Source organism: Streptomyces anthophorae, from assembly GCF_049310305.1.
Classification (GTDB): domain Bacteria; phylum Actinomycetota; class Actinomycetes; order Streptomycetales; family Streptomycetaceae; genus Streptomyces.
Genome location: NZ_JBLWQQ010000001.1, coordinates 8,425,408 through 8,445,322 on the forward strand (window position 1 = coordinate 8,425,408; position 19,915 = coordinate 8,445,322).

Here is a 19,915-nt window from a genome sequence, read left to right on the forward strand (position 1 = left end):
CGCTGTCCGTGACGGCCAGTCACCTGTGCGGTGCTCGGCTCACGACCGTGTCGCGGTGCCGCACTTCTCGTCCCCGGCGCCGCCCATCCGCTCGTCCATCGCGGTACTCCGGTCGTAAGGATCCACCACGGCGCCTTCGCCGGAGTCGCGGTCGTCGGTGAACGACGGGGTGAGGAAGCCGTTGTACGTCTCGCAGCCCGCGTTGGTGGTGCTCACGCGGTTCGAGACGACCGAGAAGGTGCCCGGCTCGGTGACGATCCTCGACGGGTCGGGCCAGTTCATCACCACTTCGCGGCGGACGATGACGCGCGTGACACGGTCGTCGCCGCCCGCCTCCGTGCTCATCACCGGGTACACGTACGTGACATCCGTCGTGACCTTCACTGCCCCCTTGTCGCCCTCGCCGTACGTGATGCGGCCGCGCGTCTTGACCACATCGCCGACCAGCTTCACCTTCGCGGTGTCGAAGCGGCTGAACAGCACGAGCGGGTTGTACTTCTCGCTCGGCGCGGTCAGCGAGGTGTTCAGGAAGGCGGCTTCCTTCGGCTGGTGGGGATTGATGAGGGCGATGGCCTCGGTGGGGCGTTCGCCGCGCAGGACGTCCGGGTCCAGGCTGGACGCGGTGAGGAAGTCACGGGAGCGGTCGAGGGTGCGAGCGACCTGCGATGTGCTCATCCACCCCGTGGCCCGTGCCACCGGCACGGAGATCCCGGCCGCCCCGGAGGCCCAGCGCGCCGCGGGTGAGCCCCTGAACGGCTCGTCCAGCGTGGGGCGCGCTGCCGACCCGTCCGGCGGCGGAGCCGTGGGGCGGGAGGTCTCCGCGGCCAGGGGTGCCGCGTCTGCGTCGGAGCCGCCGGTGAACCAGCCCGTCACTCGCCCCGGGTTGAGCGCCACGAGCGCCACGGCCACCGCCGCCACCACACCGAGCGCGTACCAGCCCTTGCGCCCGCGCGGCCGGGGCGGCTGGTGTGCGCGCCAGGGCTCGGCCCGCGCGTCCTCCTCCCGCAGGCGGCGCGTCACCATGCGGGCGCGCGCCGACGGTTCCTTGGGCGCGTCCCGTACGCCGTCCTCGGACTCCTGGAGGAAGCGCTCCCAATCCTCGTCCGACAGCGACGAACCGCTGTGCTCCCCACCCGAATTCACCTGTGAACTCCCCTTGTGCCGTGCGGTCTCCGTGGCGACCGGTCCCTCCCCAGGGCCGGTCGCCGTCGACGGATCATGGCACAGGCGCGAGCGCCGGGTGACACACAAGGAGGAGGCGGGACCGTTCGACAACGGCCCCGCCTCCCAGGCTCAGCGGACGATCACACGCGGTCCGCCGCGATCAGCAGGTACTGGAACGAGCCGTCCCTGTACGAGTTGATGAACGCGTCCTCGATGCCCGTGACCAGCGACGACGTGGCCCGCAGCTCCCAGTACGGGAGGGTGTCGGGGGTCAGGTCGATGACGGCCTGCGGCACGAGACGGTTGTCGGCCATCGCACGCAGGTACTCGCGGCGCGAGTGGATGTTGCACTCGAAGTGCGCGTTGATCTGGGACACCCACTTCGAGGGCTGCCCGTAGCGCGGGTTCCAGCAGCCCGTGATGGTGACGTAGCGGCCGCCGACCTCCAGGATGCGGGAGTGCTCGGCGAACAGGTCGTGCAGGTCGACGTACATGGTCGACTCGTTGTTCCACGACGCCGAGATCTGCCCGGTCTCGAAAGGGGTGTCCAGCATGTTGCAGACACGGGCCCTGACGTGGTCCTGGATGCCGAGCTCCTCGGCCCGGCCATTGGCGAAGTCGGCCTGCTTGGCCGAGAGTGTGACCCCCTCGACCTTGCTCCCGAAGTGCTGGTGCGCCATCACCATCGAGCCGCCGCGCCCGCAGCCGGCGTCCACGAGGGTGTCGTCGCGCCCGATGTCACCGAGGTGCCCGAGCAGGTACGCGGCCTGGGCGGACTCGAGGCGGTGCAGCTCGGCGATCAGCTTCTGCTCGCTCGCGTCGCCCGCCGGGTCGCCGAGCGCGGCATGGTCGACCGCGCCGATGCCGTAGTGGTGGTGGTACAGACCGTCGACATCGCCGAGTCGCAGATTGACCGGCCGGGCCTCGCCGTCCCAGTAGCGGGCGATGTCCCCCTGATAGGGGGTGGCCGGCTCGGGGATGAACGGGGTGGCGGTGCTGTGGGCCGTGGCGGTGAGTTCGGTGCTGGTCACTGATGAGTCCTATCTCTTACCAGAAGTCGGGCAGGCTGTAGCGGTAGGTGTTGTTCTGGTGCCATTGGTGGTTGCCGTCGACCCACGCCGCGACGCCCCGCAAGAAGCGCTGGACGTTCGGGAGCGGGCAGGCGGCGGCCAGGGCCGCGGCCTCTGTCTCGAAGGCGTGCATGAGTTCGTTGTGGACCTCGACCGACTTGAGGTAGGCCTCCTTGTCGGACAGGTCCTCGCGTTCGGCGATCACGACCGGCAGGTTCAAGTGCCGTCCGGGGGCGTCGAGTTCCTTCGTGTAGGAGTACAGGTCGTTGACGATGGTCGTCGCGTTCCCGGCGAGCGCGATGACCTTCTGCATGTCCGGCAGGGCGTGCAGATCCGCCGGCAGTTCGTAGCCGCCGACGGTGTCGGTGATGGTCGGGCAGGGGCGGAAGTTGTTGAACTGGCGCATCGCCAGGTACTCCCACACCTCGGGTACGTGGTCGTGCTCGGACCAGGCGGCCTCCGCGAGATAGCCCATGTGCAGGCGGGCCATGTCGTGCCGGTACCGGTCGGCCTGGGAGGGGCTGCTCGCCCGGACGAAGTACTCCATGGCCGAGCGGTACGCGCGCCGGGGCGCGTCCGCGTGGAGCGACTCGGCCCACTGCGGCTGGTACTCCTGCGTCGTGTACAGCGGGTCGAGGGTGGTGTGCGCCAGCAGGAGGCGGGAGCCGAGGCCGACAGGCGAGCCCCCGTGGTCCTCGCAGTAGCAGTCGTCCAGCGCGTTCTCCGCCATCATCAGCCGGGTGGCGATCATGACGTGGTCGACGGTGGGTGCGTCGGGGTGGCAGCCGACCATGTAGCTGCCCACGGAGAACCCGTCGAACTCCTCCTCCCAGTCGTCGGGGTACAGGTCGACCTCGTCCATCGCCCAGGCCTTGATCCTGCGGCTGACCTCCGCGACCCGTACGGGATCGGGCTCCGGCGCCGGGTGGTGGTACAGGCCGGGAACGGGCCGGCCCTTCGCGGAGACACCGGTCGGCGTCGCCGGTCGGTGTGTCGGCGGCTCCTCGCGCGGAGTCAGCCGCAGTCCCGCGGTGCCGAGGCCGCTGGGTCCGCGCAGCAGCCGCTCCAAGTCCGCGCTCACAGGCGGCACGTGGGGTGCCGGAACCTCGATGGCCGGGGCCTGCGCGGTCTGCGCGGGCACGCGCGGCGGACCGCCCGTGACGGCGCCGATGTCGCGGGCGCGGGCCGCGGCGTCGGCCAGGACCTGCGCCCCGAAGCGGGCGGCCGCTTCCGGCAGGGTCGACTGCGGAGGTGTCGGCTCAGGCGGGGGCATCCATGTCTCCTTGAGGGCTCCTCGGCGGGGTGGGCGGCTGCGGTCCTGGCCCGCTACCTGCTGGGCCAGCGGCCGATCTGCACGTTCTCCAGCACGCCGACCGCGTCCGGCACGAGGATCGCGGCGGAGTAGTAGGTGCTGACGAGGTACTTGGTGATGGCCTGGTCGTCGACGCCCATGAACCGGACCGACAGGCCCGGCTCGTACTCGTCCGGCAGACCCGTCTGGTGCAGGCCGATGACACCCTGGTTGTCCTCGCCGGTACGCATGCAGAGGATCGAGCTGGTCCGCTCCTTGGTGACCGGGATCTTGTTGCAGGGCAGGATCGGCACCCCGCGCCAGGCCGGGACCTGCTGGCCGCCGAGGTCGACGTGATCGGGGTACAGGCCGCGGGCGTTGAACTCGCGCCCCATCGCCGCGATCGTGCGCGGGTGCGCCAGGAAGAACTTCGAGCCGCGGCGGCGGCACAGCAGCTCGTCCAGGTCGTCCGGAGTGGGCGGCCCCGAGTGCGGCTGGAGGCGCTGCTTGAAGTCGGCGTTGTGGAGCAGGCCGAACTCCCGGTTGTTGACGAGCTCGTGCTCCTGGCGCTCGCGCAACGCCTCGATGGTGAGCCGCAGTTGCTCCTTGGTCTGGTTCATCGGCTCGTTGTAGAGGTCGGCGACCCGCGTGTGGACCCGCAGGATCGTCTGGGCGGCCGAGAGCTCGTACTCGCGTGGTTTCGCCTCGTAGTCGACGAAGGCGCCCGGCAGTTCGTGCTCACCGACGTGCCCCGCCGACATCGGGATCTCCGCCTCGCCCCGGTGGTTCTGGCCGCGGCCCGCGAGCGACTTGAACTCGTCGATGTGCTCCTGAAGGGGCGGCGCCGAGGACAGCACGGACGCGAAGTCGGCGCGCGAGAGGGTGAGCAGGGTGCCCGAGGTCTCGGCGACCACGGTCTGCTCCCAGCGGGCGTCCTCGTCGAGGAGCGCGTTGTCGCCGAAGCGGTCGCCGTCGGCGAGCACGTCGAGCGCGACCTCGTCGCCGTACTCGCCCTCGGAGAACTGGTTGATGCGGCCGTGGGCGATCAGATGGAGCTTGTCTGCCGGTGCCCCGCGCTCGACCAGTGTGTCGCCGGCCCGGAAGTCGCGCTGTACGCACCGGTCGGCGAGCGCGGTCAGCACCTCGACGTCGTCGAAGCCGCGCAGCAGGGCCAGTTCACCGAGTTCGCGGGGGATCACGCGGACGTCGCCGCCGTCCTGGATGAACTCGATGGTGCCGTCGCCGACGGTGTAGGTCAGGCGGCGGTTGACCCGGTAGACGCCGCCCTTGGTCTCCACCCAGGGCAGCATCCGCAGCAGCCACCGCGAGGTGATCTCCTGCATCTGCGGGGCGGACTTGGTGGTCGTGGCGAGATTACGGGCGGCCGCCGTGCCGAGGCTGGTCTGCTGCGGCGGCACCGACGCGGTGTCCGGGGTGGTCGAGTCAACGGTCATCGAGTGAGCTCTCCTTGGTCGGGCGAAAGCGCGCATGCCCGTAACTACGGGACAGAAGAAGGAAAGGTGGAATATTCGGAGGGAATGCGTCCAGAAGCAGCATCACCGTAAGGGCCGTCTCGGCCGCCCGGCCAAGGAAAGCCGGTGACATTAACTCGATACGATGATCAAGTCCGGTCGGTGTTTGCCCGGTGACCGACGGATCTCGGCCGGTTTTCCCGGTGTGCCGGAGCGGGTGCCGACCGCGATGTCACGCGGTGGGAGCGCGTCGCGACGCCGCGAAACCGACGGAAGTCGGCCAGCTGCCACAGAGCTCCGCATTGCCGGCGCTGTATCGCGCGAGGTACGGGCGGACGCGACGGAACCGGAACCCACCCGTGCGACACCGCGCGCCACCGCGTTACGCTGGCGGCCGTAACCGGACACGGGGTGCCCCGACCAGAGGGCTGAGAACACACCCGTCGAACCTGAACCAGTTCGTACTGGCGGAGGGATGTCTCATGCCTGTGACGCATGTTTCCACTGGCCTGCCTGCCGACCGCGGCAGCGGCGCCTTCGACGGGCGGATGCCCGCGGCACCCGGCGACCTCGGCATCGAGGGGCACGGCATCGAACCGGTCCCCGAAGCCAACCGCTACGGCGGCGCCGGGCGCCTGTTCACCGTGTGGTTCGCCCCGAACCTGACGATGACCGGCGTCTTCACCGGCACCGTCGGCATCGCGCTCGGCCTCGACTTCGCCACCGCGCTCGCCGCCGTCGTGCTCGGCACCCTGATCGGCGCGGTGCCGACCGCGTACCTGGGTACGTGGGGGAGCAGGACCGGAGCGGGTCAACTCCCGCTCGCCGGGCTCGCGTTCGGGCGCGGCGTCGCGCTGCCCGGCGTGCTCCAGTGGCTGTCGTCCATCGCCTGGGACGCGCTGATCGGCCTCTTCGGCGGCGACGCGCTGGCCCGGCTGCTCGGCTGGCCGTTCTGGGCCGGTGTCCTCGTCATGCTGCTCGCCCAGGGGCTGCTCGGTGTGTTCGGCTACGAGGCCATCCACCGGCTCCAGATCGTCATGACCTTCGTACTCGGCGCCGCCTTCGCGCTCATCGCCTGGCGGATGCTCGACGGCGTGCACCCCGCCGCCCACGGCTCCGCGCTGGGGGCCGACCGCGCCGGCGCCTTCGTCCTGACCAGTACCATCGCGCTCAGCCTCAGCCTGTCCTGGGCGCCGTACGCCAGCGACTTCAGCCGCTACCTGCCCGCAGCCACCTCCCGCACCCGGATGTTCTGGTACACGCTGCTCGGCCTGCTGGTGTCCTTCGTGGCCGTCCAGGCACTCGGCCTGTGGGGCGCCTCCGTGCTCACCGACCAGACCGCGGCCGGGGTCGACAAGATCCTCGGCGGGGGAGTGCTCGGCGCCTTCGGGCTGCTCGCCGTCGCGCTGGCAGCGCTGTGCAGCAACGCCATGAACGACTACAGCGGCTCGCTCGCCCTCCAGACCATCGGCGTGCGCATCCCGCGCCCGGTGGCCGCCGCCCTCGCCGCGGTCCTCGGCTTCCCGCTCGTGCTGTGGATGCACGCCGCCGACACCACCGCGCGGTTCCAGAACGTGCTGCTGTTCGTCGGGTACTGGATCCCCGGCTTCGTCGCGATCGTCCTCGTCGACTGGCGCGCCCGGGCCAGGGACCGGGCCTGCGCCCCGCTCGACCTCGCCGCCGAACGCGAGCGACGGCAGCCCGCCTGGCCCGCCCTGCTCGCTTTCGCGGCGGCCTTCGCCGCGGCGGTCCCGTTCATGGACACCAGCCTGTACGTGGGCCCGGTCGCCGAAGCCCTGCACGGCGCGGATGTGTCGTACTACGTGGCGTTCCTGGTGGCCGCCGCGGTGTACGCGCCACTGCGGCTGCGGCGACGCGGCTGACCTGCCCTTTTCCGCACGTACGAACCACGGCACCTTCCGTACTTGGAGCGACCCCATGCCCACGACGTCCACCCCTCGCACCGACCTCGTCGCCTTCGCGGCGCAGGCGCTCGGGCGCGTACAGCGCGAGTCACCGCTGGTGCAGTGCCTGACCAACGCGGTGGTCACCGGGTTCACCGCCAACGTCCTGCTCGCGGTGGGTGCCGCGCCCGCCATGGTCGACATCCCGGACGAGGCCGGGCCCTTCGCGCGCGTCGCCTCGGGCGTGCTGGTCAACCTCGGCACCCCGCGCGCCGAACAGCGCGCCGCGATGCCGGAGGCGGCGCGGGCCGCGGCCGAGGCGGGCACGCCGTGGGTCCTCGACCCGGTGGCGATCGGCGCGCTGCCCGTGCGCACGGCGCTCGCCGCCGACCTGCTGGCACTGCGGCCGACCGTGATCCGCGGCAACGCCTCCGAGATCATCGCGCTCGCGGGCGCGGGCGGCGGTGGCCGGGGCGTGGACTCCTCCCACGGTGTCGACGACGCCGAGGGCGCGGCGGCGGAACTCGCGCGCAGGGCGGGCAGCATCGTCGCGGTGTCGGGCCCCGTGGACCACGTCACCGACGGCACGCGCACCGCCCGGATCGCCAACGGGGACGCGCTGCTGACCCGAGTGACCGGTGGCGGCTGCGCGCTGGGCGCGGTGATGGCCGCGTTCGCCGCGGTGGACGAGGACCGGTTCGCGACGACGGTGGCGGCCGCCACCGCCTACACCGTCGCCGCCGAATCCGCGGCACGGGTGGCGGCCGGTCCCGGCAGCTTCGCCGTCGGCTTCCTGGACGCGCTCGCCGCGCTCACCCCGGAGGAGCTGGCCAAGCGGGCTGAGGTGTCATGACGGCACGTACCCGACCCGGGCACGCGGCTGTCGACCTGTCGGTGTACCTGGTCACCGACCCGGACCAGTGCGCGGCACGCGGACGCACCGTGGCCGAGACCGTCGCGCAGGCGGTGGCCGGAGGTGTCACCGCCGTGCAGATCCGGGAGAAGCACGCGAGCGGCCGGGAGTTCCTGCACACCGTCCTGGACGTCGCCGAGATCCTCCCCGACCATGTCGCGCTGATCGTCAACGACCGGGTCGACGTGTTCCTGGCCGCGCGGGCGAGCGGCGCCCGCGTCAGCGGTGTCCACGTGGGTCAGTCGGACCTGCCCGCGGCCTCCGTACGTCAACTCATCGGCGACGACGCCGTATTGGGCCTGAGCGCGGCGACCGTCTCCGAGCTGCACGCCGCCGCGACATCCGCCGCACGCGTCGACCACGTCGGTATCGGAGCTCTGCACGCCACAGCCACGAAGGCCGACGCCCCCGAACCGCTCGGCCACGACGGCTTCGCCGCACTGGCCCGGCTGAGCGAGCTGCCCGCCGTGGCCATCGGTGGTGTCACCCCCGGCGACCTGCCGCACCTGCGGGCCGCGGGGGCGGCGGGAGGCGCGATCGTGTCCGGAATCTGCGCGGCAGAGGACCCCCGCGCCGCGGCCCGCTCGTACGCCGACGCGTGGTCGAGCAGCCACCACTCCCGTATCCGAAAGGACGTCACCGTATGACCGGCACACCGCTCGCGGTCGCTCCGCCCCGCGTGCTGACCATCGCCGGATCCGACTCCGGTGGAGGCGCCGGGATCCAGGCCGACCTCAAGACCATGCTGGCCCTCGGCACGCACGGCATGAGCGTCCTCACCGCCGTGACGGCCCAGAACTCCCTTGGCGTGCAAGGCGCGTGGAGTCTTCCGCTGGAGGCCGTGCGCGCCCAGTACCGCAGCGTCGTCGACGACATCGGCGTCCAGGCGCTCAAGACCGGCATGCTCGCCGACCCCGACATGGTCGTCACGGTCGCCGAGCTGCTCGCCGAGGCGCCGGCCCCCGTCGTCGTCGACCCCGTCAGCGTCTCCAAGCACGGCGATCGGCTGCTCGCGGACGACGCCATCGACGCCGTACGGGACCGGTTGCTGCCGGTGGCGACGGTGGTGACACCCAACCTCGACGAGGTCGCCGAGATCACCGGCGTCGCGGTCGAGGCCGACACCGCGGAGGCCGACATGCGGCGCGCCGCCGAGCGCCTGCTCGCCTACGGGCCCCGCTGGGCGCTCATCAAGGGCGGTCACCTGCCCGGCGAGGCCGTCGACCTGCTCACCGACGGCACGGACGAGCACTGGCTGCGCTCGCCGCGCCACGACAACGCCCACACCCACGGCACCGGCTGCACCCTCGCCTCGGCGATCGCGGCCGGCCTCGCGCAGGGTCACGAGGTGCCGGAGGCGGTGCGCCGGGCCAAGGAGTACGTCACCGGGGCCATCGCGGCGGGATTCGCGCTGGGTGCCGGGATCGGGCCCGTCGACCATGGGTGGCGGTTCCGCGCGGTGTGATCACTTCCCTTCGGGGGTGTGCGCGGAGGCGGTCGCCGCCGAGCGGGAGCCGACCAGAAGCAGGCAGAGCACGGCGAACCCGGCGACGATCCCGGCCAGCACGAGCAGCGGGTCGAGCGGGCGGGCGGCGCCGACGGCCTCGGTCGCGGGGCTCTGCTCCGCTCGCGCCTCCGGCGTGGGGGACGCGGGGGCCGTTGGCGGCACGGCGGCCGCGCTGCTGCGGTCGTGAGACGGAGTGGGCGTCGAGGTGCGCGTGGGGCTCGCGCTCGATGTCTTGGTGGGGGCCGGGCCGTGCTGCTGCCCATGAGTGTGGGCGGCCGCCGGGGGCGGGGTGCTCGGCGCCGGGGCGCGGGTCGTCGCGGCGGCCTTGACGACGATGCCGCCGGTCATCCCGGGGTGCACGGTGCACACGTAGCCGTACGAGCCCGCCTTGGTGAACGTATGGCTCCAGGTGCCGCCCTTGTCGAGCATCGGCGAGTGGATCGACGCCGGGCCCGAGGTCGTCTTGACGTCGTGCGGAGCGGTGTCCTGGTTCACCCAGGTGACACTGTCGCCGACCGGGATCGTCAGCGTACGGGGCCCGAACTTGTAGTCAGACATGAGGACTTGGTGGCCCGCGGCGTGCGCGGCGGGGCCGGGCAGGAACACGACGGCGCCGGAGCTGAGCAGGGTGGCGAGCGCGAGGCGTCCGGCGCGGTGGGTCAGGCGGGGCATGTGAACTCCGCGGCGACGAGCAGACGCAGCTGGTCTGCGGGGCGGATGCGGGACAGGGCGAAGCCGGTGGTGCGGCGCAGGTCCGTGCAGGGGACGCGGGCGGTTCCGATGACGAGGAGGCTGTCGTCGGTGCGGGAGACGACGCGCAGGCGCAGCGTCGCGGGGACGCCGGGAACGGTCGGGTCGGCCGTGGCCAGTTCACCGTGGACGAGCAGCCGGGAGCCGTTCGCCGGCGGTTCGATGGCGGCACTGACGAAGGAGAGCTCGTCGCCGCCGAGTGCGTCACCGGTGAGCTTGAGGGTGAGTACGCAGTCGTCGGGCGACGGTGCGACGGTGAGCGTCGCTTCGTCGGCGGTGACGCGGCGGCGCAGAGTGGTCAACGGGCCGAGCAGGGTGGCGAGTTCGACGATGCAGCGGTCGCCGGATGCGCTGTATGCGCTGGGGTGCGGCAGGTAGGACGGATGGCCCGGCTCCGTGGGCGGGTCGTCCGGGGTGGGCAGAATCTGCGGAGTGGTGTGAGTACTCAGGGGTGTGCTCATCGCGGGCACCTCGGTTCACGGCGGAGGGGCATGGCATTGGGCGGGCCGTGCGGGCAAAATGGCGGCGGTGGCGGGCCGGCCGACTGCGACTCGGCCGGCCCGCCATCACACGCCTCGTCGGCGACCTCGGTTCAGCAGGAGGTCGAGACGTAGTTGATCGACGGCGCGAGAAGGTGCTCGGCCCAGACCGTGTGCATCTTGACGTACGCGTCGGGGTTGAGGATGTCCGCCACCTGCTGACCCGGTGACTCCTCCAGGTGGGCGGAGTTCACGTGCTGGAGCAGGACGCCGAGCGTGTCGTCGAGGACGGCGCCACCGCCTTCCACGGTGGGCGTGAGGATGGACTCGACCCAGACGGTGTGCATCTTGATGTAGCTGTCGAGCTTCAGCGCGTCCTGGACCTGCTGGCCGGGGGACTCCTCCAGGTGCGCCTTGTTGAGGTGCTGGAGGATGGGCAGGAGGACCTGCTGGACGTTGTGGCACTGCTCGGCGTCACCGCCGTCACCGTCACCGCCGCCGCTCGAACCGCCGGACGAGCCGCCACTGGCGCCGCCCATGGAGCCGCCGGACCCGTGGCCCCCGGACGAACCGTCGGACGAACCGCCGGACGAGCCCCCGGTCGAGCCGCCCGTGGATCCACCGCTGCCGCTGCCGCCGCCGCTCGTACCTCCGGAGCCGGAGCCGCCCGTGCTGCCCGAACCACCCGTGTCGGAACCGCCCGTCCCGCCCCCGGAGTCGTCAGGCACCACCGTGATCGAGGCGACCATGTCGGGGTGCACGGCGCAGTAGTACTCGTACGTGCCCGGCTTCGTGAAGGTGTACGACCAGCTGTCGCCCTTCTCCATCGTGCCCGAGTCGAACTTCGCGGGCCCCTTCGTCGCGGTGACCGTGTGCGGAGCGGTGTCCTCGTTGACCCACTTCACGGTCTCGCCGACCTTGACGGTCATCTTGCTCTGCGCGAACTTCATGTCCGCGATCTTCATGGTGTGATCGGCCGCCTTCTCGGCCGCCGCGGGCTGCTGTTCCTGTGTCCGGGCCATCGGGTGGGCCTCGGCGGCCGGTTGGGCCGCCGCGGCGGCGGGAGCCGCTGCCCCGTCGGCCGCCTGAAGGAGGCCGAGGCACCCCACGGACGCCAGGGCGGCGCCGAGCCCGGCCGCGAGCAGGACTCGATTGCCGCGCCGGGACGGCGGTCGCTGCCGCGCCTGTGTGTCGCGATCGGAAACGTCAGTGGTCATGAACGAACTTCTCCTCACGGATCCTTGCGGATCAGATCTCGAGCGGGTTGATCGTGGTGCGCGGGTCACTGACCGGGAGCGGCGGTGACCAGCAAACTCGTCGCGGCGAGTACGACGAGGACGAGCCCCGTCTCGGCCGCGACCGAGTAGACGAAGGGCCGTACCGTCGCGCGGTCACCGCGCAGCAGGACGGCGATGTCGAGCCGGGTGCGCACCCAGCCGCGACTGCGTTGGGCGATGAGCAGCACCCCGGCCAGCAGGGCGAGTTTGACCAGCAGCAACTGCCCGTAGCCGGTGGAGAAGAGAGCGTCGAACGAGCCGACGACCTGCCAGGTGAGTACGGTGCCCGCTGCCGCGATCGCGGCGACGGACACACCGGCGAGCGCGGAGTAGCCGGAGACAGCGGCCGACATCTCGTCCGGGCGGCGGCGCGGCAGCACACCGGCAAGCAGCAGGGTGAGCCCGCCCAGCCACACCGAGATGCCGAGCAGATGCACCAGGTCGGCGACGGCGCCCCAACCCGGGTGGCCGCCCTCGGCGTTGTGCCCCGCCATGCCGGTCGTGCGCAGCAGTCCCAGGCAGACGACGGCCGCGCCGACCCGCCAGCCCGGCGACAGCGCGGCGCGCTCGCCGTTCTGCAGCAGCGCGGCGAGCACCACCGCCGCGAGCACCCACATCAGGGCCCGGCAGGCCAGCGCGACGCCGACCTCACTGCCCAGCAGGTCGACGTACGTGGAGGCCTTGAACGCGTCGCCGATCGAGCCCATGGCGCCGTAGGCCCCCTGCAATCCGGCCGCCGCCACGGTGGTGACGAGCCCGGCCGCCCAGGACGCGGCGAGGATGCGCCGGGTCCTGCGCTCCCGGGTGCCCTGGGGCCACAGCATCGCGAGGAACGCGAGCCCGCCGACGTACAGCGCCAGCGCGAGATATCCGACCCAACGGGCGACGGCCCAGGCGGCGCGGACCGTGCCGGACGGGGCGGCGGCGGGGGCCGCGGCGTCGTCCGCCGCAGAGGCATGGGAGCCGGACGAGCCGGTGGGTGCGGGCAGGGCGAAGGAGAGCGACCCGGAGGACGGATGCCCGTCCTCCTTGCTGCGTACATGCCAATCCAGAGTCAGGCGCTCACCCGCCTTCTTGGCCTCGCGCTGGGGGACGGAGACGGCCACGGTGTCGCGGCCCTTGTCCTGTGTGAGAGCCAACTCGTCCTTGCCCAAGGCGACATGGAGGTCGGCGAGGTCGACGGGCTCGCTGAAGGTGAGCGTGACGTCCTTGGGCGGCTCGGAGAGATGAGCTCCGTTCTTGGGGGAGGACGACTCCAGTTCGGTGTGCGCGGAGGCGGCGGGGGCCGTGAACAGGAGGGCAACGAGGGCGAGAGCGATGACGTACAGGGGGCGAGTTCTCACGGCGTCAACTCCGTGAGCAGGGCGGGGTCGGAGGCCAGGCCGACGCAGGGAGCGGATTCCTCGCCGGAGTCGGCCGCCGATGAGGAAGCCCCGTCACTGCCCTTGGTCAGGCCGTCCAGGAGCCCGGTCACCGGGGTGAGAGCGCCCTTCAGGAGCGGCTGTACGAGCCGGACTTCGCCGTCCTCGCACGACGGTGACGTGGAGGGGGAGGACGGCGAGGGGGACGGACTGGAGGACGGCGGCGACGAGGGGGTCGGCGACGAATGGCCGGAATGGCCTGAGTCATCGGGAAGGCCGGAGCCGCCGGGAAAACCGCCGGAATCGTCGTGCTCGTGGTCGCCCGCGGCTTCCCCCGTTCCTTCCGTGCCACCGGCGGGAATCCCGCCCACGGGCAGCGCTCCGGCGTTCCCGGTTCCTTCGCCCCCGGAATGCGAGTCGGGCGCTTCGGTCGGTGTCGGGTCCGGGCTGCTGGGCGTGGGCGGCGAGGCGGGTGCCTCGACGGACGGCGGCGCGGAACCGGTCGTGGTCTGTTCGGCCTGGGCGCCGATGCCGGACGCGTAGCCGAGGACGATGATCACGGCGGCGGCGAGCGCGCCGGCGACGAGCTCGTCACGGTGGTCTCCTGGCCAGGAAGCCCTGGCGAAGAAGGACATGAATTTCCTCCTGACGGCGGACCTGCAATGCCAAGGAGTGGACCGATGTCAGGAGTCCCGGTGGATACGCGTCCGTTAATGCGCCGTTTCATTACCTCATTTCTGCGACCAGGGCCGTTGTGAGAAAGGTCTTCGCCGCTGGAATGCACGCATTGCCGTACATGGGGAAATGGTGAATGAGAACAGGGTGCCCATCAATTCTTCACCGGATGCGCCCTCTTGCATATGCCCGATACTTTCGGCGCCGCCACGGGGCGGTCTCAGGCCCCTGCCTCGTGCACCACGTCCCCACCCACCACGACGACCTCCGCGACGGTCCCGGGGATGTCCTCCGGGGCGGCGCGGAGGATGTCGCGGGAGAGGACGGAGAAGTCCGCGACCTTGCCGACCGACAGTGAACCCCGCTCGTCCTCAAGGAAGTTGGCGTACGCCGAACCCATCGTGTACGCGTGCACGGCCGTCGTCACGTCGACCGTCTCCTCCGGCATCCACGACTGGCCTCCCGCCAGCGGCTTGCGGGTGATGGCCGTGTAGATGCCGACCATCGGGTCCATCTCCGCGACGTTCCAGTCGCTGGAGAAAGCGAGCGTCGCACCGGCCGCGTCGAGGGTGCGCATCGGCCATGCCTTGTGCCAGCGGCCCGCGCCGACGTTGGCCGCCCAGTCCTGTCCGGGGCCCGCGATCTCCGGTGCGCAGTGCCGCGGCTGCATGCAGGCCACGACGCCGAGTTCGGCGAAGCGCGGCGCGTCCGCCGGGTCCAGGCACTCGACGTGCACGACCTGGTGGCGGGCGTCGCGCGACCCGTTGACGGAGCGGGCCTGTTCGACGGCGTCCAGGACCGTGCGGATGCCCCGGTCGCCGGTGGCGTGCACGAAGCACTGGAAGCCGCGCGCGTCCAGCTTCGTCAGCAGGTCGGCGAACTCCTCGGCCGGGTAGAACGTCTCGCCCCGGTGGCCTGCGCAGCCGGTTGAGTAGGGTTCGAGGAGAGCGGCCGTGCGCGGCTCCACGACGTCGTCGATGTAGAGCTTGAGCGGGCCGAGCCGCATGTGCTCGTCGCGGTGCGCGCGGGTGGCGGCCTCGAAGTCGTCGAGGTCCGCGTCCGAGGTGCCCCGCGGGTGGAACAGGGCGGCGACGAGCCGCGAACGCAGCCGTCCCTCGGCCCTCGCCCGCTCGAACAGAGCCAGGTCGTCCAGGGAGTTCTGGGGCTCCACCACCGTGGTGATGCCGAACCGGATCGCGTCGTCGAGGGACTTCACGAGTCGCCCGTACTGCCGCTCGGGGGACGCCCACGGCACACCGAGCTCGCGCAGCGCCCGGTGGCCGTCGCGGGACAGTCCGCGCACGGCGAAGTCCCGTACGAAGCCGGTCGGTCGGCCCGTCGTCGCGTCGGTCTGCGCGATGCCGAAGGGGAGTTCCGTGCGGTCGGCGCGCACGCCGAGCCGGTCCAGGGCCGCCGTGTTGAGCCAGGCCGTGTGCACGTCGTAGCTGAGGACCATGGCCGGGGTGTCGCCGGTGGCCGGGTCGAGGTCGGCGGCCGTGGGCATCCGGCCGTCCGGCAGTGCCGAGTAGTCGAAGGCCTCGGCCTCGATCCAGGCGGCGTCCGGGTTGCGCTCGCGCCAGGCGGCGATGCGGTCGTGGATCTCCGACAGGCTTGTGGCGCCCGCGAGTTGGACGCAGGCGTCGTCCGAGCCGAGCCGGACGTGGTTGTGGGCGTCGATGAACCCGGGCAGCACGAGCCGCCCGCCCGCGTCGAGGACCCGGGTGCCCGGGCCCGTCCAGCCGTCCGCGTCCGCGTCGTCGCCGAGCCACACGATCCGCCCGTCACGCACGGCGAGCGCCTCGGCCTCGGGCAGTTCGGAGTCGACGGTGTGGATACGGGCGTGGCGCAGGACGAGCTCGGCGGGGGCCGGTTCGGGGGAGCGGTGCTGTACGGGTGCCATGGGAATGAGGCTCTTTCTCGTACGAGGGTGTGTCGGGGGAGGTGTGGTCACGGGGTGTGCGGGCGCGCGCGGCCGGTGTGCAGGGCCTCGGCGTCGTAGCGGCAGCGGCGCAGCGCCATGTCTTCTCCCGTCTCCCGTCGCAAGGGAACGACTTGAATGCCGTTCAAGAAACTTGAATGGCATTCAAGATGCGGCGAGGTGGCGCCCCACGTCAAGAGGTAGGCTGCGATCCGTACGAACAGCGGTGAGGGACGGTGCGCATGGCCGGGACGGCAGCGGCACGACCGGGGCGGTCGTCGGGCGGCGATCTGCGCACCCGCACGCTCCAGGAGGCGACGGCCGTCGTCGCCGAGCAGGGGCTCGCCTCCCTGACCATGGCCGCGCTCGCCAAGCGCCTCGGCACCAGCGGCGGCCACCTGCTCTACTACTTCCGCTCCAAGAACCTGCTGCTCGTCGAGGCCCTGCGCTACAGCGAGGCCGCGCTCACCGAGGAACGGGCGGCGCTGCTGGCCCGCCGGGTGACCCCGGCCCGTCGGCTCGACCTCTATCTGGACCTGTACCTGGCGGCCGGGCCCCGCGATCCGCGCTGGATGCTCTGGGTCGAGCTGTGGGCGCGCTCCGGCTCCGACGAAGAACTGCGAGCCGCGCAACAGGAGTTGGACCGGGGCTGGCAGCGCGACCTGGAGGCCGTCCTCGCCAAGGGGGTCGACCGGGGCGCCTTCGCGATCGACGACGTCCCCGGCCGGGCGGCGCAACTCCTGGCGCTCCTAGACGGGTTGAGCACCAGGGTCGTCCTCGGTCAACCGGGCGAACGTCCCCGGGCGCTGGCGGCGGCACGCGATGCGGCAGCCGCGCTGGTGCCGACGGGCGGCTGACCGGTCCAGGGCCCGCTGGTGGGCGCGGTCCGATCCGGCGGGCGCGTCTCCCTGAGGTGCCGGACCCGCCGAATGGTCAGCGGCCTGCCGCGGGCGCCCCGAACCGCGCCAGGTAGTGCCACACCTTCTTGACCGCCTGAGGGTCGTAGCGTCCGGTGCGTGCGGCATCCCCGACGATGCGGGGGTCGAGGACGTCGTCGACGGCGATCCGCGCGCCCAGGTCGACGTACTCCTGGCCGCGATAGGCGGGATGGCGGCGGAGTTCCCCGACCGTGAGCCGGAAGCCCTGGTGCCACTCCACCGCGCAGCCCACGCGCAGGGCCGATTCCTCGACGCTCGTGCCTCGGTAGCAGGGGTCCAGGACCAGTGCCTCCGCGTGGCGGCGCAGCCGCACCGGTCCGTGCACGTGTGCCTCGATGCAGTCGTCAAGAACGTCCTGATGGTCGGCCAGGGCGACTTCGATGAGCCCCATGCCGGCCGCGACGCCGAAGTCCGTGGGTTCGAGGGCGCTGTCCGGGTAGCAGAACGTGGTCCGGGCCAGTGCCTCGGCGGTCAGCCGGAAGTGGGCCGAGCCGAACCGTGCCGCGCCGCCGGTCGGCCTGCGTCGAAAGTTCAAGGCCCCGTACACCGGCCGCTCGTGGGCGGGCGCGGCGTCGTACGCCCCGCCGAACATCCTGCTCTCCCAGCGCCACCGGTCGCCGCCAGGGTGTGCCGTCAGGCCGCCGTTGCTGGTCCCCGTGACGAACTGCGAACGGTAGACGCCGTCGTCCGCCATGGCGTCCAGGATCGGCTTGCCGCGCAGCAGCCGGTCCGGGTGGAAGTTGAGGGTCACCCGCAGTGTCGGGTCGAGCGGAGGGCCCGATGCCAGTCCGGCGACATGGTCAAGGGCCCGTTCCTGTGCTGTCTGTTGGGCTGCGGAGCTCATCCGCACAGTGTTCGCCAAGCCGGTGGGCCGGCGCACGCGGATTGTCCGCCGACAGGCCCTCCGGCCGGACGTCGGTCGGGGCAGGCTCCAGGACCTGTCCGGCGGCCCCGGAGGAACGGCATGCCTGGCTCAGTTCGTGGTGGACCGATCGGCGTACCGCAAGATCCGCTCGATGTCCCAGGCGTGATGGGCGGCATCGTGGGCGTTGTTGCGCGCCACGTCCTCGGCCCGCTGCGCGCCACGGTCGGCATGCTCAAGCACCACGTCCTCCTCCAGCGCGGCGGACACCGACTCCGCCCAGGCGTCGACCGCCCGCTGAAGCGACCACAACGCACCTGCCAGCGGGACGTCGTTGTAGTGGCGGGCCTGCGCCAGAAGGTCTTGGTCGTAGCCGGGGACGTGCCGCACACCGGCGAGCCGTGCTCCAGCCAGTCGCTCGGCCCAGTTGCGCAGATTGTCGGTGACGTGGCTGGTGTAGGCCGCGACGTTCCAGGCCAGCTCCGGATGCCGTTCATCGCCCCGGCGGTCCCTCGTCAGGGCCGCGTACCGCGCAGGCAGCTCCTCGACCTGTCCGACGGCTTCGCGCGGGGTCGACGACCAGTCGAATCCGCAGTCCCGACAAGGGTTTCCGTAGAGGCGTGCTCCCCAAAGTTCCATGGGATGCCAATCTATCGAGCCCTCGACGGCTGCGGATCACCGGCCCGTCGGGATGGGCCCTCGGAGCGTTCGCCGGCCCTGCGCGGGGTTGACCGTCGGCCACCGGCGCGCTTTTATGAATGAACAGGCATTTATTAATTGATGGAGTCGTGATGGCGGGACGCCCCCGAGGGGTCGAGGATGCGGTGATCTTGCGTGCGGCGGCCGACGTGATCGGTCGGGTGGGCCCCGTGGGGCTGACGCTGGCCGTCGTGGCGCGTGAGGTGGGACTGGTGCCGGGCACGCTGGTGCAGCGGTTCGGGTCCAAGCGCGGGCTGCTCCTGGCGCTCGCCGAGCAGTCCGCGAAGGACGCCGACCTGCGGCCCGGGCGCGTGCGGGAGGACCACGAAACGGCACTCGAGGCTCTCGCGGAACTGATCGTGGAGCCGATGGCCCCCATGGCCACGCCGGAGACGTACGCCAACCATCTGGCGTTCCTGTGCATCGACCTCACGGACCCGGAGTTCCGCCGGCATGCCCTGTCCATCCACCGGGCCCAGGGGCGAGCCGTCGAGGAGCTGCTCAAGGAGGCCCTGGCCGCGGGTGAGCTCCGCGCGGAGACGGATGTCGCGGCCCTGACCTCGTCCGTGCAGGCGATCGCCGCCGGTGCGGGCCTGACCTGGGCCCTCGACCGCCGCGGCACCCTCGCGCAGCGGCTCCGGCAGGAGCTCGACAACCTGTTGTCCCCGCACCGTCCCTCTCGCCACGACCTGGAGGAATCATGACGAACGACGCACGGACGTTGACGGGGAAAGTGGCCCTGGTCGCAGGCGGCACCCGGGGAGGTGGGCGGGGCATCGCCGTCGAACTCGGGGCCGCCGGCGCGACGGTGTACGTCACCGGCCGCAGCAGCACCGCCGGACGCTCGGACATGGGCCGGCCGGAGACCATCGAGGAGACCGCCGACATGGTCACTGCCGCCGGAGGACTGGGTATCCCTGTCCGTACCGACCACAGTCGGCCGGACGAGGTTCGCGCCCTGGTCGACCGGATCGCGGCCGAGCAGGACGGGCGGCTCGACATCCTGGTCAACTCCGTATGGGGCGGCGACCCGTTGGCCGACTGGGAGCATCCGCTGTGGGAGCAGGACCTCGACACCGGCCTCCGGCTGCTCCGGCAGGCCGTGGAGACCCATGTGATCACCAGCCGGTTCGCGCTTCCACTGATGGTCGCTCGCGGCAGCGGTCTGGTCGTGGAGGTCACCGACGGCAACACCGCCCGCTATCGCGGCTCGTTCTTCTACGACCTCGCCAAGTCGGCGGTGATCCGTCTCGCGGTCGCCCAGGCCGCCGAACTGAGGCCGCACGGCATCGCGGCCGTGGCGATCACCCCCGGCTTCCTGCGCTCCGAGGCCATGCTGGAGGGCTTCGGCGTCACCGAGGCCAACTGGCGGGACGGCGCGGCCAAGGACCCGAACTTCGCCCGCTCCGAAACCCCGGCCTACCTGGGGCGGGCGGTCGCCGCGCTGGCCGCCGACCCCGACATCATGGACAAGTCCGGCCAGGCCTTGGCCACTTGGGGCCTGTACAAGGAATACGGCTTCACCGACGCCGACGGCAGGCAACCGGACTGGTCCGCCCATTGGGCCAAAACCCTGGAAGAGGAGTACGGGCCGCTCGGAGACCCGTTGTAAGGCCAGGGCTCGTCGTTCGGATC

Annotated in this window: 19 protein-coding genes and 1 riboswitch; of the genes, 7 read left to right on the forward strand and 12 right to left on the reverse strand. The window is 71.7% G+C overall.

Annotated elements, in window-relative coordinates:
- Window positions 1-39: 39 nt before the first annotated feature.
- The 4 genes from ACNYS0_RS38380 to ACNYS0_RS38395 all read right to left on the reverse strand — a co-directional run bounded on the left by ACNYS0_RS38380 (window position 40) and on the right by ACNYS0_RS38395 (window position 4,979).
- Entirely contained in the window at window positions 40-1,143 is a 1,104-nt protein-coding gene (locus tag ACNYS0_RS38380) for a hypothetical protein (RefSeq protein WP_422480735.1), read from the reverse strand.
- Window positions 1,144-1,304: 161 nt separating this feature from the next.
- Window positions 1,305-2,195, reverse strand: coding sequence for a geranyl diphosphate 2-C-methyltransferase (locus ACNYS0_RS38385; RefSeq protein WP_422480737.1), 891 nt, complete (start codon window positions 2,193-2,195; stop codon window positions 1,305-1,307).
- A 16-nt stretch (window positions 2,196-2,211) separates the two neighbouring features.
- A complete protein-coding gene (locus ACNYS0_RS38390; RefSeq protein WP_422480740.1) occupies window positions 2,212-3,507 on the reverse strand; it encodes a family 2 encapsulin nanocompartment cargo protein terpene cyclase in 1,296 nt (431 codons plus the stop codon).
- Between the two features lie 53 nt (window positions 3,508-3,560).
- On the reverse strand, window positions 3,561-4,979 hold the full coding sequence (locus ACNYS0_RS38395; RefSeq protein WP_422480742.1) for a family 2B encapsulin nanocompartment shell protein: 1,419 nt from the start codon (window positions 4,977-4,979) through the stop codon (window positions 3,561-3,563).
- A 415-nt stretch (window positions 4,980-5,394) separates the two neighbouring features.
- Window positions 5,395-5,490: riboswitch (TPP riboswitch) on the forward strand.
- Here ACNYS0_RS38395 and ACNYS0_RS38400 point away from each other — a divergent pair.
- The 4 genes from ACNYS0_RS38400 to thiD all read left to right on the forward strand — a co-directional run bounded on the left by ACNYS0_RS38400 (window position 5,480) and on the right by thiD (window position 9,279).
- Complete coding sequence (locus ACNYS0_RS38400) at window positions 5,480-6,880, forward strand: purine-cytosine permease family protein (protein WP_422480744.1); 1,401 nt, start codon at window positions 5,480-5,482, stop codon at window positions 6,878-6,880. (Overlaps the previous riboswitch by 11 nt.)
- Before the next feature lie 55 nt (window positions 6,881-6,935).
- Window positions 6,936-7,754 (forward strand): hydroxyethylthiazole kinase, encoded by an 819-nt coding sequence (gene thiM, locus ACNYS0_RS38405; RefSeq protein ID WP_422480747.1) that lies wholly within the window; start codon window positions 6,936-6,938, stop codon window positions 7,752-7,754.
- Window positions 7,751-8,461 (forward strand): thiamine phosphate synthase, encoded by a 711-nt coding sequence (gene thiE / locus ACNYS0_RS38410; RefSeq protein ID WP_422480749.1) that lies wholly within the window; start codon window positions 7,751-7,753, stop codon window positions 8,459-8,461. Before thiM ends, thiE begins: the two co-directional genes overlap by 4 nt.
- A complete protein-coding gene (thiD, locus tag ACNYS0_RS38415) occupies window positions 8,458-9,279 on the forward strand; it encodes a bifunctional hydroxymethylpyrimidine kinase/phosphomethylpyrimidine kinase (protein ID WP_422480751.1) in 822 nt (273 codons plus the stop codon). The genes thiE and thiD overlap by 4 nt, the downstream gene beginning before the upstream one ends.
- On the opposite strand, the gene ACNYS0_RS38420 is transcribed toward thiD, so the two are convergent.
- The 6 genes from ACNYS0_RS38420 to ACNYS0_RS38445 all read right to left on the reverse strand — a co-directional run bounded on the left by ACNYS0_RS38420 (window position 9,280) and on the right by ACNYS0_RS38445 (window position 15,763).
- Window positions 9,280-9,993, reverse strand: coding sequence for a cupredoxin domain-containing protein (locus tag ACNYS0_RS38420; RefSeq protein WP_422480753.1), 714 nt, complete (start codon window positions 9,991-9,993; stop codon window positions 9,280-9,282). It lies immediately after the preceding gene.
- Window positions 9,981-10,532 (reverse strand): hypothetical protein, encoded by a 552-nt coding sequence (locus tag ACNYS0_RS38425; protein WP_422480755.1) that lies wholly within the window; start codon window positions 10,530-10,532, stop codon window positions 9,981-9,983. Before ACNYS0_RS38425 ends, ACNYS0_RS38420 begins: the two co-directional genes overlap by 13 nt.
- Window positions 10,533-10,663: 131 nt before the next feature.
- Window positions 10,664-11,767, reverse strand: a complete 1,104-nt coding sequence (locus tag ACNYS0_RS38430; protein ID WP_422480757.1) for a cupredoxin domain-containing protein — start codon at window positions 11,765-11,767, stop codon at window positions 10,664-10,666.
- A gap of 65 nt (window positions 11,768-11,832) precedes the next feature.
- On the reverse strand, window positions 11,833-13,170 hold the full coding sequence (locus ACNYS0_RS38435) for a copper resistance CopC/CopD family protein (protein WP_422480759.1): 1,338 nt from the start codon (window positions 13,168-13,170) through the stop codon (window positions 11,833-11,835).
- On the reverse strand, window positions 13,167-13,823 hold the full coding sequence (locus ACNYS0_RS38440; protein ID WP_422480761.1) for a hypothetical protein: 657 nt from the start codon (window positions 13,821-13,823) through the stop codon (window positions 13,167-13,169). The genes ACNYS0_RS38435 and ACNYS0_RS38440 overlap by 4 nt, the downstream gene beginning before the upstream one ends.
- Window positions 13,824-14,083: 260 nt before the next feature.
- Window positions 14,084-15,763 (reverse strand): amidohydrolase, encoded by a 1,680-nt coding sequence (locus ACNYS0_RS38445; protein WP_422480763.1) that lies wholly within the window; start codon window positions 15,761-15,763, stop codon window positions 14,084-14,086.
- Window positions 15,764-16,023: 260 nt separating this feature from the next.
- On the opposite strand from ACNYS0_RS38445, the gene ACNYS0_RS38450 reads away from it, so the two are divergent.
- Window positions 16,024-16,638, forward strand: coding sequence for a TetR/AcrR family transcriptional regulator (locus ACNYS0_RS38450; protein WP_422480765.1), 615 nt, complete (start codon window positions 16,024-16,026; stop codon window positions 16,636-16,638).
- 76 nt (window positions 16,639-16,714) lie between these two features.
- On the opposite strand, the gene ACNYS0_RS38455 is transcribed toward ACNYS0_RS38450, so the two are convergent.
- Both ACNYS0_RS38455 and ACNYS0_RS38460 read right to left on the reverse strand, forming a co-directional pair.
- On the reverse strand, window positions 16,715-17,563 hold the full coding sequence (locus ACNYS0_RS38455; protein WP_422480767.1) for a DUF3626 domain-containing protein: 849 nt from the start codon (window positions 17,561-17,563) through the stop codon (window positions 16,715-16,717).
- 129 nt (window positions 17,564-17,692) lie between these two features.
- Complete coding sequence (locus tag ACNYS0_RS38460) at window positions 17,693-18,220, reverse strand: hypothetical protein (protein WP_422480769.1); 528 nt, start codon at window positions 18,218-18,220, stop codon at window positions 17,693-17,695.
- Window positions 18,221-18,372: 152 nt separating this feature from the next.
- On the opposite strand from ACNYS0_RS38460, the gene ACNYS0_RS38465 reads away from it, so the two are divergent.
- The gene (locus ACNYS0_RS38465) at window positions 18,373-18,984 is read left to right on the forward strand and encodes a TetR/AcrR family transcriptional regulator (protein WP_422480771.1); all 612 of its coding nucleotides are present in this window, start codon (window positions 18,373-18,375) and stop codon (window positions 18,982-18,984) included.
- The gene (locus ACNYS0_RS38470; RefSeq protein ID WP_422480773.1) at window positions 18,981-19,892 is read left to right on the forward strand and encodes an SDR family oxidoreductase; all 912 of its coding nucleotides are present in this window, start codon (window positions 18,981-18,983) and stop codon (window positions 19,890-19,892) included. Before ACNYS0_RS38465 ends, ACNYS0_RS38470 begins: the two co-directional genes overlap by 4 nt.
- Window positions 19,893-19,915 lie beyond the last annotated feature (23 nt).

Coding starts and splice junctions, on each gene's coding strand:
- ACNYS0_RS38400 (WP_422480744.1), top strand. CDS start 5,480: ATGCCTGTGACGCATGTTTCCACTGGCCTGCCTGCCGACCGCGGCAGC.
- ACNYS0_RS38420 (WP_422480753.1), bottom strand. CDS start 9,993: ATGCCCCGCCTGACCCACCGCGCCGGACGCCTCGCGCTCGCCACCCTG.
- ACNYS0_RS38465 (WP_422480771.1), top strand. CDS start 18,373: ATGGCGGGACGCCCCCGAGGGGTCGAGGATGCGGTGATCTTGCGTGCG.
- ACNYS0_RS38425 (WP_422480755.1), bottom strand. CDS start 10,532: ATGAGCACACCCCTGAGTACTCACACCACTCCGCAGATTCTGCCCACC.
- ACNYS0_RS38470 (WP_422480773.1), top strand. CDS start 18,981: ATGACGAACGACGCACGGACGTTGACGGGGAAAGTGGCCCTGGTCGCA.
- thiD (WP_422480751.1), top strand. CDS start 8,458: ATGACCGGCACACCGCTCGCGGTCGCTCCGCCCCGCGTGCTGACCATC.
- ACNYS0_RS38455 (WP_422480767.1), bottom strand. CDS start 17,563: ATGAGCTCCGCAGCCCAACAGACAGCACAGGAACGGGCCCTTGACCAT.
- thiE (WP_422480749.1), top strand. CDS start 7,751: ATGACGGCACGTACCCGACCCGGGCACGCGGCTGTCGACCTGTCGGTG.
- ACNYS0_RS38450 (WP_422480765.1), top strand. CDS start 16,024: ATGGCCGGGACGGCAGCGGCACGACCGGGGCGGTCGTCGGGCGGCGAT.
- ACNYS0_RS38445 (WP_422480763.1), bottom strand. CDS start 15,763: ATGGCACCCGTACAGCACCGCTCCCCCGAACCGGCCCCCGCCGAGCTC.
- thiM (WP_422480747.1), top strand. CDS start 6,936: ATGCCCACGACGTCCACCCCTCGCACCGACCTCGTCGCCTTCGCGGCG.
- ACNYS0_RS38460 (WP_422480769.1), bottom strand. CDS start 18,220: ATGGAACTTTGGGGAGCACGCCTCTACGGAAACCCTTGTCGGGACTGC.
- ACNYS0_RS38440 (WP_422480761.1), bottom strand. CDS start 13,823: ATGTCCTTCTTCGCCAGGGCTTCCTGGCCAGGAGACCACCGTGACGAG.
- ACNYS0_RS38390 (WP_422480740.1), bottom strand. CDS start 3,507: ATGCCCCCGCCTGAGCCGACACCTCCGCAGTCGACCCTGCCGGAAGCG.
- ACNYS0_RS38430 (WP_422480757.1), bottom strand. CDS start 11,767: ATGACCACTGACGTTTCCGATCGCGACACACAGGCGCGGCAGCGACCG.
- ACNYS0_RS38395 (WP_422480742.1), bottom strand. CDS start 4,979: ATGACCGTTGACTCGACCACCCCGGACACCGCGTCGGTGCCGCCGCAG.